At 55.2% G+C, this 13,302-nt stretch carries 11 protein-coding genes and 2 pseudogenes; 11 read left to right on the forward strand and 2 right to left on the reverse strand.

The features are described 5' to 3' along the window. Positions 1-12: 12 nt before the first annotated feature. A pseudogene (locus BA6348_RS27830) lies at positions 13-168 on the forward strand (nuclear transport factor 2 family protein); the annotation flags it as partial. Between the two features lie 101 nt (positions 169-269). On the opposite strand, the gene BA6348_RS11185 reads toward BA6348_RS27830, so the two are convergent. Continuing rightward, positions 270-1,175, reverse strand: a complete 906-nt coding sequence (locus tag BA6348_RS11185; RefSeq protein WP_035317401.1) for a DMT family transporter — start codon at positions 1,173-1,175, stop codon at positions 270-272. Between the two features lie 210 nt (positions 1,176-1,385). Here BA6348_RS11185 and BA6348_RS11190 point away from each other — a divergent pair, with 210 nt between their 5' ends. The 6 genes from BA6348_RS11190 (at position 1,386) to BA6348_RS11215 (ending at position 7,494) form a co-directional block, all read left to right on the forward strand. Beyond that, a complete protein-coding gene (locus BA6348_RS11190) occupies positions 1,386-1,889 on the forward strand; it encodes an Lrp/AsnC family transcriptional regulator (protein ID WP_005829150.1) in 504 nt (167 codons plus the stop codon). A 131-nt stretch (positions 1,890-2,020) separates the two neighbouring features. Beyond that, positions 2,021-2,818: an HAD family hydrolase gene (locus BA6348_RS11195; protein WP_007784720.1), complete on the forward strand. Its 798-nt coding sequence runs from the start codon at positions 2,021-2,023 to the stop codon at positions 2,816-2,818. A 143-nt stretch (positions 2,819-2,961) separates the two neighbouring features. After that, positions 2,962-3,273 carry a hypothetical protein gene (locus tag BA6348_RS11200; protein ID WP_007784717.1) on the forward strand — a complete coding sequence of 104 codons (312 nt, stop codon included), beginning with the start codon at positions 2,962-2,964 and terminating at the stop codon, positions 3,271-3,273. A 109-nt stretch (positions 3,274-3,382) separates the two neighbouring features. Next, on the forward strand, positions 3,383-4,534 hold the full coding sequence (locus BA6348_RS11205; protein WP_005829144.1) for an SEC-C domain-containing protein: 1,152 nt from the start codon (positions 3,383-3,385) through the stop codon (positions 4,532-4,534). 247 nt (positions 4,535-4,781) lie between these two features. After that, positions 4,782-6,269: a type I restriction-modification system subunit M gene (locus BA6348_RS11210; protein WP_005829142.1), complete on the forward strand. Its 1,488-nt coding sequence runs from the start codon at positions 4,782-4,784 to the stop codon at positions 6,267-6,269. Beyond that, positions 6,262-7,494 (forward strand): restriction endonuclease subunit S, encoded by a 1,233-nt coding sequence (locus BA6348_RS11215; RefSeq protein ID WP_005829141.1) that lies wholly within the window; start codon positions 6,262-6,264, stop codon positions 7,492-7,494. Before BA6348_RS11210 ends, BA6348_RS11215 begins: the two co-directional genes overlap by 8 nt. 42 nt (positions 7,495-7,536) lie before the next feature. On the opposite strand, the gene BA6348_RS11220 is transcribed toward BA6348_RS11215, so the two are convergent. Beyond that, on the reverse strand, positions 7,537-9,021 hold the full coding sequence (locus tag BA6348_RS11220) for a flavin monoamine oxidase family protein (RefSeq protein WP_122953231.1): 1,485 nt from the start codon (positions 9,019-9,021) through the stop codon (positions 7,537-7,539). 131 nt (positions 9,022-9,152) lie between these two features. Between BA6348_RS11220 and BA6348_RS11225 the strand changes: the two genes are divergently transcribed. The 4 genes and pseudogenes from BA6348_RS11225 to BA6348_RS11240 all read left to right on the forward strand — a co-directional run. Then, complete coding sequence (locus BA6348_RS11225) at positions 9,153-9,752, forward strand: putative glycolipid-binding domain-containing protein (RefSeq protein WP_005829137.1); 600 nt, start codon at positions 9,153-9,155, stop codon at positions 9,750-9,752. Positions 9,753-9,769: 17 nt separating this feature from the next. After that, positions 9,770-10,081, forward strand: coding sequence for a hypothetical protein (locus BA6348_RS11230; protein WP_242507479.1), 312 nt, complete (start codon positions 9,770-9,772; stop codon positions 10,079-10,081). Positions 10,082-10,201: 120 nt separating this feature from the next. Continuing rightward, entirely contained in the window at positions 10,202-10,645 is a 444-nt protein-coding gene (locus BA6348_RS11235) for an HD domain-containing protein (protein ID WP_122953230.1), read from the forward strand. 477 nt (positions 10,646-11,122) lie between these two features. Then, a pseudogene (locus BA6348_RS11240) lies at positions 11,123-12,652 on the forward strand (endonuclease MutS2); the annotation flags it as partial. Between the last annotated feature and the right edge of the window lie 650 nt (positions 12,653-13,302).

Raw genomic sequence — 13,302 nt, forward strand, 5'->3', positions numbered from 1 at the left:
AGGGTGGTCAGGATGAAAACCCGTGAAGCGTTTGACGCCTTTAGATGTGCGCTGGAAACAGGATATACAGGTGATTTCCTTGACAAGGTGACGGATGACTTTCATTTCTTCGTTCCGCTCCCGTTGGATGGGTGGAATCAGAAGCAGGAGGGCCGAGAGCGGTTCGAGGGGAGCCGGCTGCCTGTTTTTCGGTTGTACCCGGACGATCCCCCGCTTGCTCACACATGGCAAGCGGGGGACTGTTCCTGCCAGGGACGGCTTTCTCGCGTTCACGCCTCTCCGGCAGCGGACGGCTTTGTCGCGCTGCCTTTTGTTTTCCCGGAGGAGAACAAAAAACATCCGGCAATCACCATAATACCGCCCACTCCTTGCATCCACGTCAGTTGTTCCCCGAGGAATAGAAAGGCCAAAAGCGACGTGAAGATCGGATTGAAGTTGAGGAAAATGCCTGATGTAGTGGCGCCCAGCTTTTGCACCCCGATGTTCCACAGCACCATGCACACGACGGTGGAAATCACGCCGGTGTACAATAGGGAGCCGACGAAGGACGCATTCAGGTTGGATACGGTAAAGTCAGCCAGGTTAAAAGGCAGCAGGATCGCCAGCCCGAAAACAGCCGAATAGAGGATGGACATCATCGGACTCGTCTTGGTCATGGCCCATTTGCTGCAAATGGAATACAGTCCCCACACGCCAACGGCAGCGAGCATCCACAAATCGCCCGTGTTGAACTGCAAGGTGAGCAGGTAGTCCGCGTTGCCTTTTGACAACACAAGCAGCACGCCCGCGAGCAAAAACACCATGCAGCCGATCTGGAACAGGTTGATCTGCTCTTTTAAAAAGACAAAGGAAAACAGCGAGATCGACAGCATGTTCAACGTCGAAATCAGCCCGACATTCGTCGCGGTCGTCGTCTCCAGCGCGAGAAACTGGAACAAGTTGAAGAGGACGACGCCCGTAATGCCCATCAGCACCAAAGGCAGGATCGAGTCTTTGGCCGGCAACAGCTTTCGTTCCTTCCACCAGACCATCGGCAGCAGGCACAGAACCGCGATCAGCCAGCGCAGGCTGGTCAAGGTAAGCGGAGACGCGTGCCCCACGAGCGACTTGCCCAGGACAAAGTTTCCTCCCCACAAAAGACTGGTGAGCAGCAGCAAGACATAAGCTTTTGGCATAGCAGATAGCCCCTTTTTCGCGATAACGGAAGAATGGATAATCATCTTGTTAATGAACATAACATTTTCGTTAGACTTGCAAAATAAGATTCTGTATAATAGAAAAAATTCGAAATAAAAGCTTCATAAAGTGGACTTCGACAAAATTTCATCTGTTTTTCGCGAAAAAAACGTGCCGCTGTTCGAATAATCAAAAGAGGGGAAAATCAAATGGAAGCTTTTGTCAGTAAAGTGCTGGATCGGGTCGATCTGCACATTCTGGATCTGCTGCAAAAGGACGCGACGATCAGCAATGCCGAGCTGGCGCGGCGCGTGAATTTGTCGCCGCCTGCGACGCACACACGGGTAAAGCGTCTGGAGGCGGAAGGCTATATCAATCGGCAGGTGGCGATTCTCGACCAGGAAAAGCTCGGCTTTGATTTGTTGTGCTTTATTTTTATCAGCACGAACATTCACCAGGCAGAACAGTTGGAGACGCTGGAAAACGCCTTGCGCGCCATGCCGGAAGTGCTGGAGGGCCACTGCCTGACGGGCGAATACGATTACTTGCTGAAAGTCGCGATCAAGGATCGGAAGGGGCTGAACAGCTTTATTCGCCGGCTGAACCAGCTCGGCATTTCCCGGCTGCAAACGAACCTGTCCCTGCGAGAAGTGAAATATTCGACGGTTTTGCCGATCACAGAGGCAGAGCAGGCGCCGTCCGACAGTCGCTAACGGGATTTTTCCGATATCATGCCGACCGAGAATCCGGCTTTCTTTTCGCAGAAGTCTGTTGATAAAACAGAAGATTTCCGTAATCATAGAACAAGAGACAGATTACGAGGAGAAAAAGGGGAATCAGACTGATGGCAATCAAGGCGATTTTATTTGATTTGGACGATACGTTATTGTGGGATGAGCGCAGTGTCAAAGAGGCGTTTCAGGCGACCTGTAGAGAAGCCGCCAAGCATTACGAGGTGGATGCGGAGCAACTGGAAGCTGCGGTCCGCAAGGAAGCTCGGGCGATGTATGAAGCCTTCGAAGCATTCCCCTTTACGAAAATGATCGGAATTAATCCGTTTGAAGGACTGTGGGCGCAATTTGCGGAAGGAAAGCAGGAGGAGTTTCGCCAGTTGCAAGCGTTCGTTCCTACGTACCGGAAGGAAGCGTGGACGCGCGGCTTGCGCTCTCTTGGCATTGAGGACGCGGAGCTTGGGCAAAAGCTGGGAGAGATGTTCGTCGCGGAGCGGAAAAGCCGTCCGCTCGTCTATGAAGAAACGTTCGAGGTGCTCGATCAGCTCAAAGCCAAATACAAACTGCTGCTGCTCACAAACGGCTCGCCTGATCTGCAAAAACAAAAGCTGGCAGGGGTGCCGGAGCTTGCGGCTTACTTCGACCATATCGTGATCTCGGGAGATTTCGGCCGAGGCAAGCCGGCGGCGGAGATTTTCGAGCACGCCATGAGCCTTTTGGGCATCACGGCGGAGGAAGGCGTCATGATCGGGGACAAGCTGACGACCGACATCCAGGGCTCCAACGCGGTCGGCATGCGCAACATGTGGATCAACCGGCACGGCGCGAAGCTGGAGGGCGAGATTGTTCCGGCGCATGAGATTACGAGCTTGCGCGAGATTCAAACCGTGATTGATACATGGGAAAACTAGCAGACAGACAAAGGACAAGCCCGCCGGACGTTTCGGCGGGCTTTTTTCCTAGCGTCTTATACTTCCAAGTGGAAGGTTATTCGCAGCCTGCACGGTCACGTCACTGCGATGCCTGAAAGAGAGAGGCGGGAGGAGGGACCCGTGTGAAGCGTCATCAAACAGATGGAGAACGGCAGCTTAGTCAGTTGTTTTCCCGGGAACACGTTGTCCTGGGACAATATATGGAAAAATTGAAGAAGCTTGTCTATCAAAACCGAAGCAATCATTTGCTCTTGCTTTGCCTGCCCTTTTTGCCGCATGTCCCCGCGCTTGTCAGCGTCATCTTTTTGCCGGGAGTCGTCAAAATGGCGATTGCCGCCAAAGGGGTAAAGCTGCCTGTAAAAACAGTCGGGATCATGGAGATCGGCAATGTCCTCTGGTTTTTGGCGGGGGGATATGTGCTGCTTGCGGTGTGACTGCCCCCACGCGAAATATGATGTTTACAAACTGGTGAAGATTGGGAAAATAAGCTAAAGTCAGATCAACATTTGACGAAAACCAGACGTGGGGGAATGGTCAGTGTCTATGTTCGGCAGAAACGAGCCGTGTCCGTGCGGTTCGGGCAAAAAATACAAAATATGCTGTTTGCCTAAAGAGGAAGCAAAATGGTTGGCACTGTCCCAAAATCCTTCCCTTGCCGAAGTACAAGTGCAAAACGAATACTTCCAGCCCGCAACTACCTCGCACAACGCTTTGCAAGGAATGCGCGAATTTGCGTTGGCTGTCATGGACCAGATGGGAACGTATTTGAGACGGGAGCACAAGCGCGATGACATGATCCGCTTTCTGGCAACCGATCTGTTGAAGCTGGTGGATGAAGGCGAGCGCCATTATTTTGAGGCAGTCAGAGAGATACTGGAAATGAAAGGGCTGCCTCCAGCGGCGCGGAACCAGGTAAAGGCCGTACCTGCCTTGACCAGAGCGGAGCGCATTCTGGTCCGCAATGCAGCGCAGAGCATTTTGGCAGAGTATGCGTTTATGGGCGAACACGATACGGCCGATTACGGAGCGATGAAAGTCATCATGGAGTGCTGCTATCAGGCGGTTGCACGGGGCATCGAGGAACAGGCCGATTTGTGGAGCGTCAAGCTGTTTGTCGATACGGGCAACCAACTGGTCGATTGGGAATTGCAGTTCAGTGACGACATGGCGTTCGGGCTGGATCAGGAAGAGAGTGAGGTCATGATTTACTTTGACTGGCACTCGCTCGACGAGATTGAGAACGAATATGAATCCTACGCCCACACGCTCACCGGATTGCGCGAGGAGTCGTTGAAAACGTTGGCGACGGCTCTCGTCCAGGAATCGTCGACACCGCGCAAGTCAGCCGACAAAATCTCGTACACGGGACTGGCGATGAACTATTTCGGCTTGCTGGAGCAGGAGCTGCGGGATGTCATCTCTTTTCACGAAGGGGCGACCGCTCCGAAAAAACGGATGTGGCGAGAGCTGTGTGAATACTTGCAAAACGAGCACGTTCCGATCGTAAGCGACGGCATCGAGCTTTTGGGGGACAAGCTGAAAGCGTTGCACGGGCTGCGCAATCGGGCTGCACACGGGGAGTTCATTACGCATGAGGAATTTGCGGCAGTAAGAGCGCTGGCGCTCGACTCGAACTTGCTCGCGTACATCTCGCAGGCAAAATCGGCGTATGCCGAGCAGCGGGCTCAAGGCTAGGCCGGGCCAGAGTGCTGCTACCCGCCAGCCACGGAGACGTTTTGCACCAAAAAAATTGTCAGTAGCCACTATTTGCGAATAGTGGTTTTTCTGTTCGGCTCAGTGGTGCCGCGCCCCTCGCCTTGCCTGCTATAATAGACAAAAAATCGGTACAGACGATGAACTTTTGACCTGGACTGACCATGCTTTTCGCGGGAGGAACAGGCCAAAAGCGAATGCCAGAACGGCGGAACAAAAGGAGGTCATCATGTTCAAGATCACGCTGCCGCAGCTAGAATCCCATTTGTGGGAATGTGCCAATATTTTGCGCGGGAGCATTGACTCCGCTGACTATAAAAACTACATTTTCGGCTTGTTGTTTCTCAAGCGGCTGCACGATGTTTTCAGCGAAGCCGAGCAGCATCCCCCGGAGCGCGGAGATGGCGTCGGCGATGGCGACAAACACACTCGGGACGCTCACCTGTTTGTCGTCCCGGAAAACTCGCGCTGGCACAGACTGCAGGCGCTGACAGAAGGGATTGGAGCCGCGATCAACGAGGCGTTTGCCGCGCTCGAAGCGGAAAATCCCGTGCTGCGCGGCGTTCTGGCGACAATCGACTTCAGCGATACGGAAAGGCTGCCGGACAAGCTTTTGCAGCAGTTGATCCGGCATTTTTCCGCGATTGACCTCGGCAATGGCAACTTGTCGGAGCCGGATATTTTGGGACGAGCCTACGAATATTTGCTCAAGCAGTTTGCCGCTGATGCAGGGAAAAAGGGCGGAGAATTTTACACGCCGAGCAAAGTGGTGGAATTGATCGTGAGGCTCATCAAGCCGGAGGAAGGCATGCGCGTGTGCGACCCGACGGCAGGCTCCGGGGGGATGCTAATTCAGGCGGTGGACTACATCAAGGCAACAGGCGGCAATCCGCAGCGCATTACGCTGCACGGACAAGAGCGCAATTTGAAGACGTGGGCGATTTGCAAGATGAATTTGCTGTTGCACGGCCTTTGGGACCACCGGATCGAAAAAGGCGATACGATCCGCGAGCCGAAGCTGCTCGAAGATGGCGAGCTCATTTTGTACGACCGCGTCATTGCCAACCCGCCGTTTAGCCTGAGCAACTGGGGGCTGGAAGAAGCAAGGACGGACACGCTCGCCCGGTTTCGCTTCGGACTGCCGCCAAAAGACAAGGGCGATTTCGCTTTTGTGCAGCACATGGTGGCGACGCTTGCGCCAAACGGCAAGGCCGGGGTGGTCGTGCCAAACGGGGTGCTGTTTCGCAGCGGGGCGGAGGCGGCCATCCGCAGGGGGCTGCTGGAAGAAGACTTGATAGAAGCAGTGATTGGCTTGCCGCCCAACCTTTTTTACGGCACGGGGATTCCCGCTTGCATCCTGATTTTGAACCGCAACAAAGAGGCGGCGAAAAAGCGGAAAGTGTTTTTCCTGAATGGCGCAAGCGGCTATCAGGAAGGGAAAAACCAAAATTTCCTGCGCGACTCCGATGTGCAGGACATCGTGTCCGCCTATGAAAAGTGGGAAGCGGTCGACCAATACTGCCGGGTAGTCGAGCACAGCGAAATCCAGGCCAACGACTACAACCTGAACATGGCCCGCTACATCGACTTGTCCGAGCAGGAAGCGCAGATCGACGTAGGGGCAGCTCTGGCCAAGCTGCGCGCGCTGGAGGCAGAGCGTGGCGAGGTAGAGGGGAAAATGCTCCGTTTCCTGAAGGAGTTGGGGTACGATGCCTGAATGGAAAAAAGGGCCGCTCGGATGGGCCGTGCGCGTGCAAGGCGGCTATCCGTTTTCCTCGACCGCGTTTGTGGACAAAGGGGTTCCTGTCGTGCGGATGAGCAACATGAAAAACGGCCGCCTGGACTTGTCGCAGGCGAAATGCCTCGATAAAACCGCTCTTGAGAAGTTCAAGTCGTTCGTGCTCCAGCCAGGCGATCTGTTGCTCGGGATGTCTGGCAGTATTGAAAATTTCGCCGAAGTGCACGCAGACGATCTGCCCGCGCTGCTCAACCAGCGCGTCGGGAGATTGCAAGTCAAGGATGACGCGCTCGTGTGCAGAGAGTATTTGAAATTCGTGGTGACCTCCAAACGGTTTCGCGACCAGGTGCTGACCATGGCGGCGGGCGTGGCCCAGCTCAACATCAGCTCGAAACAACTGGAGTCCATCCCGATCTGCTACCCGCCCCTGCCGGAGCAGCAAAAAATAGCGGCCATTCTCGCCTCCGTCGATGCCGTCATCGAGAAGACCGACGCGATTATCGCCCAGGTGCAGGTTGTAAAAAAAGGGTTGACGCAGCAACTTTTTACGCAAGGAATCGGCCACACGGCGTTTGTCCAGACGAAAATGGGCACGATTCCAGAAGGCTGGTCGCTGGTCAGGCTCAAGGAGATCGCCAAGGTCAAGGGCGGAAAACGAGTGCCAAAAGGCAGCAGCCTGACAGACACCGTTACTCCTTATCCGTATATACGGGTATCCGACTTTGGCGAGCATACGGTGCGGATGGAGCAGCTCAAGTACGCAACCGAAGAGATTTACAGCAAAATCAAGCGCTACACCATCTCCAGACGCGATATTTACTTGTCGATCGCAGGCATTTATTTAGGCGTGGCGGGCAGAGTCCCGGACGCGCTCGACGGTGCGCTGTTGACGGAAAACGCGGCGAAAATTACGCCGACGAGCGACCAGGTTGATCTCGACTATTTGATGTTTGCCCTTGGCTCGGAATTTTGCCAGCGGCAGATTGCAGTGCTAAAAGGCGTGACAGGAGTGCCGAAGCTGGGCTTGAAGCGCGTGGAGACGATGCTCGTCCCCCTCCCCCCTCTGGAGGAACAGCAAAAAATCGTGGCCGGGATCAAAAGCGTCCTCTCCAAGCGCAACATCGAGGAAGCGAGGCTGCAGCAGTTGCGGGCGGTCAAAAAAGCGCTGATGCAGATGCTGTTGACAGGCAGCGTGCGCGTGTAGCCGGACGAAGCGGCGGGGAAGAGCCGCCCGGCTTCGGTGCCATCACGCGTTTGACGCACGGGGCCGAGGCGTGCTGTGTCCTTGAACCGCCGCGCGTACACCAGACTCAATCGCGCCTTGAATCCAGCCGTGGTACTGGGGAGAAGTGTGCTCCCCGGCCAAAGGCACAGGGCCTTCCTGCGCGGTCAAAAACGCGGACAGCTCCGTCTCCTGCAGCGGTTTGAACAAGGCAAAACCTCCTGCGGCAAAAGGCTGTGTCGCCCAATTGTGGACCACGCCTGTCACAAACGTCCTGTACACTTGCGCGTCGAAGAGGATAGCCAACTGGCGCAGCACCTGCCTGATTTGCTCGTCGTGGGACATGCTGATCCACGGCAGCGCGTCGTCTTCCCACGTGTAGCTCGCCAGGATGGTCCCGCCAGGCTGCTGAAACCCGTGGCTCGGATAATAGGCAAAGCGCAAAGGCAGGTCGCAGATCGTCTGTCCGCCGTACAGCCCTTCTTCTTCCCAAAATCTGCGCGAAAACTGCAAGCCGATTTTGGTCGCGGAGACGTAGTGGAGCTGGTGAATCGCCTTCCATTTTCCAAACGAAAACAGGCTCGTCGGCTCGACATCGACAAATTGCAGGACGGAAAAGGGAACGGTAACGATCGCGACATCTCCTTTCAGTTGAAACGAGCGGGAAGAGGCGAGGTTGATTCCCGATATGGCGATTTTTGGCCCGCGCTGGCTGATCTTGGTCATCTTGTGATGGAACAAAACGTTTTCCTGCAATTCCGGCGCGAACGACTGGGGAAGCTGGTCAAACCCTCTGCTTATTTCATAGAAGAGAGTAGCGGGCGAGAAAAGGATGAAGTCGCGCAAAATTTCCAGAAAAGACAGCTCGGGAAAGCCTTCAAAGCCGCTCATGACCTTGATTTTGTCGACCGCCGCCGCTGACAGGGACGCACCGAGCGGATTGTGGCGCAAAAATAGCTCCATCGAATATTTATCGTATTCCTGGATGACAAGCGGCCAGTGTTGCTCCGGATTTTGCCGGATGAAATCGAGGAGCGACCCGATGGCCATGAGGGCAAGGGCGTCAGCCGACTTGCCTTTTTCGTGTGGCGCGACGGGGAAGCGCAGCATGTCTGGCTGTTGCTCGTACAGCCAGCGCCGTTTTTTGATTCCGTTTACGTAAAGGAGATCGTTCGGCGTGCTGTTGATGAACTTGTTGAGAGGCAGCCCGAACTTGGCGATGTAGGCCATCGTGAGCTGGTGGGTGCTGGGGATGCGCATGGCGCCGGCTTCCAGGTAGTGGCCGTCTGTAAAAGGCGCGCGCAGCGTGAGCACTCTGCCGCCGAGGCGTTCCGACGCTTCCACAATCGTGACGCGGTGCCCGGCTCGCTTCAACAGCGACCCGGCGACCAGTCCAGCCATGCCAGCGCCGACAATGATGATCTTTTTGGGCTGGTTCGTCGGTGGCAGCCCGTCGCGGATGATGGTCAGCATTTGCGATTCAGTCAGGGAGGATGAAGTGATCTCCATTTCGTTTCTCCTTTGTGCACTTGTAAAAATAAGGTATTCTCGCATGGCGCAATGGTGTTTGCCAGATTCCATTTTCATCCAAGTCATGGTAGACTGGAATGGTAGGGGAACAAATGATCGGGGGTCGAGTCATGCTGCCAACATACGTAATCTGGAAACCAAGCACGGGAGCGGGGTATGAGCATCTTGCCATCAGCGAAAGCGAGGAGCAGTTGACAGTCGACAGCTTCGTGATCGGGGAGAGCGAACCGGACAAGCTCGCGAGAATCCAGTATGAAATCGTGCTCGATCGTAGTTGGGCCACGAGAAAAGTTTCAATTCGGCATTGGGGAGGGCAAAAAGCGCTCTGTCTTTTGTCCGACGGAAACGGACAGTGGACGGACGAGGCGGGACAGCCGATTGCCGAGCTGGCAGGCTGCGTCGATATTGATCTTTCGTGTACGCCGTTCACGAACACGCTGCCGATCAGAAGACTGGCGTTTACTCCGAACGTGCCGCAGGAGATCGACGTCGCCTATTTTTCTGCCTACGAGCTGACCTGGCGGCGGGTGCGGCAGCAGTACACGCTGCTTGCGTCTGACGCCGATACTGCGGTGTTCGAATATCGCGCGGGCGCTTTTGTGCAAAACATCACAGTGGATGCAAACGGTCTTGTCCTTTTGTATCCCGAGCTTTTTGTTCGCGAGAGGCCGCTGGCCGCAAGCGGTATCGAAGTGGAAGCAGGCAAGTAGAAAGGGGCCGTTTTGTCATGGCGGAGCGTTTTCTGGCGGGGCTTTTGGCCAGCTTTTTGTTTACGTTTGGCGCGGCGATCTTCTATTTCCAAGATCGCTTCATGGTTCTGCCGACGGCTATGTTCACATTCCCGACCGTCTTTGTATTGGGGCTGCCGCAATCTGTCGCGATCGACTGGCTCCTGCGGCCTTTGCGCAGTAGAAAAAGGAGCAGAGTGGTCGTGCTGCTGGAGGCTTTGCTCTACGCCGTAGCCGGAATCGCGGCGACCGCCTTGTTACTCTGGCTCGTAACAGGAGAGTTGTTCAAGGGGATTTCTTCTTTTTACTGACTGGGGATGACGGCTTCGTTGCTTTACTATGCGTGCTTGCTCGCCCTCAGAAGGCAGAGGAAAAAGCGGGACACGCCGCATGCCAAGGAAGCCGAGAACGAATGAAGCGAAGGAGACGGGTTGAGCACATTGGAAAAGGCAATTGCACTCGCGGCACAGGCGCACGCGGGGCAAACAGACAAAGGCGGGAATCCGTACATCCTCCATCCGTTGCGTGTGATGCTGAACATGCCAACGGACGAGACGAAAATCGCGGCTGTGCTGCATGACGTGCTGGAAGACACCGCTGTCACGGTGGCGGATTTGCAGGCGGCAGGCTTTTCCGAACCGGTCATTGCCGCAGTGATTGCTCTGACCCGGCGCGAAGGCGAAGCCTACGAGGACTTCATCCGCCGGGCGAAGCAGGATGCGATCGCCAGGCAGGTGAAGCTGGGCGAAATCGAGGACAACATGGACTTGTCGCGGATTTTGGAACCGACTGAACAAGATTACGAAAGACGCAAGCGCTACGAGAAAGCTGCCCTGCTGCTGACTTCGCAAGGGCAATACGAGGGGAACGGCTAGCGGCGGCAGCTTTTCTTGACGGCGGCTGTTTTGGTGAGCTATAGTGGGAGTAACCTTATCAGGGGAGAGATGTTGATGTCGGCGGTTGTTCTTAACTAACGCAATTCCATACAAAAGGCTAGGAGCAAGTTCACGAAAATTTTGCACGTTTGGCAAAGTTTATTTGTGATGGTTACTTTCCGGCCTTGGAATTTGTTAAGAACAGCGGATATCATCCAATGCTCCAGGGGTTTTTCCCCCAATCATTGCGCCCAAATCCGTGCTGTTTTCAGCGCGGTTTTTTTGCGTCCTTTTGACGGCAGCCCAGCCACTTTTTCGTGAGCGGATTGCCGTTTGGAAGAGAGGCTGTTTGCGCGCGCTTGGTTTGGGGTCACCCACAAAAAGGGCGGAGAATGACGTTTGTTCATTCTTCGTCCTTTTTTTGTTGATGAGCAAAAAAAGATGCGAAAAAAGATGCGAAAAAAGGAGCGATTCACCTTGAACGAGAAAGCATTGCAACGCCTCGAATACGACAAGATCAAAGCTGCGCTCATGGAGTACGCGGTGTCGTACGTGGGGAAAAAGCACGTCGCGCACATGCAGCCGCTCGACTCGGCCAAAGTTCTGCGCAAAAAGCTCGACGAAACAGCGGAAGCAAAAGCATTGCTTGCGCATGGCGCGAGCGTCCCGATTCCTTCGCTTGCAGGAATCGAGCAAATGATGTCGCTGCTCGGGACCGGGTATGTGTTTACGGAAGCCGATTTTTCGCACCTGCACCAGTTTCTCGCAAGCTGCGCCCAGCTCTCGAAATACATGGCGAGCAAAGCGCCAATAGCGCCGCGTGTCAGCTCGTACGCGCTGACGATGTACACGCTGGGCCGCTTGCAGGCGGAGATCGAGCAGTGCATCCGGCACGGGCAGGTCGTGGATACGGCCAGCAAAGATTTGCTCAAGGTCCGCAAGCGCATCGTCGTGTTTGAAGAGCGGCTGAAGCGGCAGCTCGATTCGCTCACGAACAAATACCGCTCGATCATGCAGGAGAACGTCATAAGCAAGCGCAACGGCAAATACGTCCTGCCGATCAAAAAAGAGCATCGCAGGCAAGTGGCGGGCAGTGTCGTGGACGAATCCGCGAGCGGCCAAACTGTCTACATGGAGCCGGCAGAGCTTGGCGCGGTACAGTTCGAGCTGGCGGCGCTCAAGGCCGAGGAAGCGCGCGAGGTGACCAAGGTGCTGATGCAACTGTCCGCTGTCGCGGAGGAATTTTCGCAAGAGCTGCATGTAAATGTGGAGACGGTCGGCATGTACGATTTTTTGTTTGCCAAGGCCAAGTACGCGCTGGCATTGGGCGCAGTCAACGTGGAACTGAACGAGGACGGACTGATCGACGTGAAAGAAGCGCGGCATCCGCTGCTGGGCCGGCAGATGGTTCCGTTGGATTTTCAGATTGGAAAAAGCTACAAGTCGCTGGTCATTACCGGTCCGAATACGGGCGGGAAGACGTTGGCGCTCAAGACGGTCGGCCTGTTGACCGCGATGGTGCAGTCCGGCTTGCTGGTGCCTGTGAGAGAGGGCAGTCGCTTCGCTGTTTTCCGCAATATCGCGGTAGATATCGGCGATGGGCAGAGCATCGAGCACGCGCTGAGCACTTTTTCCGCCCATATTCATCATGTGATCGAAATCTTGCGGGTCACGGACAGCTCGACCCTCGTGCTGATCGATGAAATGGCGTCCGGCACCGATCCGGGCGAAGGGGTGGGCTTGTCGATTGCGATTTTGGAGGAGCTGCACCGAAGAGGCGCGACGGTGATCGCGACGACGCATTTTAACGAAATCAAAAATTTTGCCGCCGCGACAGACGGTTTCCAAAACGCGCGCATGGAGTTTGACGAAGAGACGCTGCAGCCGCTCTATCGCTTGCGCATCGGCGAAGCGGGCCAGAGCTACGCGTTCGTGATCGCCACGAAGCTGGGGATTCCGCCGGAGATGATTAAGCGCTCGCGGGAGATTACGCAAAGCGGCTTTGCTGGTGCGCGAAGGGGCGAGCAGGGGGCTGTGGCAGCGGAGCAAGTCAGCGAGAAGCAAGCAGTCACGATGCGAGAAGCTGAGGGGCAAGCACGTAGAAGGGGTATCCATCGAAACGAAGCAGGAGGGATAAGGGCACACACAGCCAGCCGTTTTTCGAGCGGTACAGGCATTTGAATAAATGGCAAGGGGAGCAAGCTGCGCGTTTGGCAGCGGCTTGAGAGGGCATGGCGTGGGCTAGCCAGCATGCTGGTTTTGCTCCCTTTGCTTTTTCCGCCTTTTTCATCCGATTTGATTCCACTTCCACCCGGCTTTCATTCGGTGAGTAAAAGGAAGGGAGAATACAGCTCAATGAAGAGGGACAGGCGGAAAAAGGAATATAGACAGGTCCGTTCTTTTACTTATGGTGAAAACTTACATCACGTTTTCAGATAAAGTGGTAAGATGCAGGCAGGCGATTGGGAAACGAGGCGGCGAGCGCACAAGTGGCAAGGGCAAAGGGGGCCATGAACTTCGCCCGGTTTTTGCTCATGCTGACGTTACCCGTAAAAAGCGGTCGGAAAAAAGGCAATCAGCCAAAAAGCAGAAAGTGACCCGCACATATCCGCCCGGCAGCGAATGGAGCAATACGAGCTGTACGCCGAGGCCGTTTG

Origin of the sequence: Brevibacillus agri (assembly GCF_004117055.1) — a bacterium.
Classification (GTDB): Bacteria; Bacillota; Bacilli; order Brevibacillales; family Brevibacillaceae; genus Brevibacillus; species Brevibacillus agri.

Excerpts from the sequence above, each read along its gene's own strand:
- BA6348_RS11205 (WP_005829144.1), top strand. The coding sequence starts at position 3,383 with ATGTTCGGCAGAAACGAGCCGTGTCCGTGCGGTTCGGGCAAAAAATAC.
- BA6348_RS11210 (WP_005829142.1), top strand. The coding sequence starts at position 4,782 with ATGTTCAAGATCACGCTGCCGCAGCTAGAATCCCATTTGTGGGAATGT.
- BA6348_RS11195 (WP_007784720.1), top strand. The coding sequence starts at position 2,021 with ATGGCAATCAAGGCGATTTTATTTGATTTGGACGATACGTTATTGTGG.
- BA6348_RS11225 (WP_005829137.1), top strand. The coding sequence starts at position 9,153 with ATGCTGCCAACATACGTAATCTGGAAACCAAGCACGGGAGCGGGGTAT.
- BA6348_RS11185 (WP_035317401.1), bottom strand. The coding sequence starts at position 1,175 with ATGCCAAAAGCTTATGTCTTGCTGCTGCTCACCAGTCTTTTGTGGGGA.
- BA6348_RS11190 (WP_005829150.1), top strand. The coding sequence starts at position 1,386 with ATGGAAGCTTTTGTCAGTAAAGTGCTGGATCGGGTCGATCTGCACATT.
- BA6348_RS11215 (WP_005829141.1), top strand. The coding sequence starts at position 6,262 with ATGCCTGAATGGAAAAAAGGGCCGCTCGGATGGGCCGTGCGCGTGCAA.
- BA6348_RS11220 (WP_122953231.1), bottom strand. The coding sequence starts at position 9,021 with ATGGAGATCACTTCATCCTCCCTGACTGAATCGCAAATGCTGACCATC.
- BA6348_RS11230 (WP_242507479.1), top strand. The coding sequence starts at position 9,770 with ATGGCGGAGCGTTTTCTGGCGGGGCTTTTGGCCAGCTTTTTGTTTACG.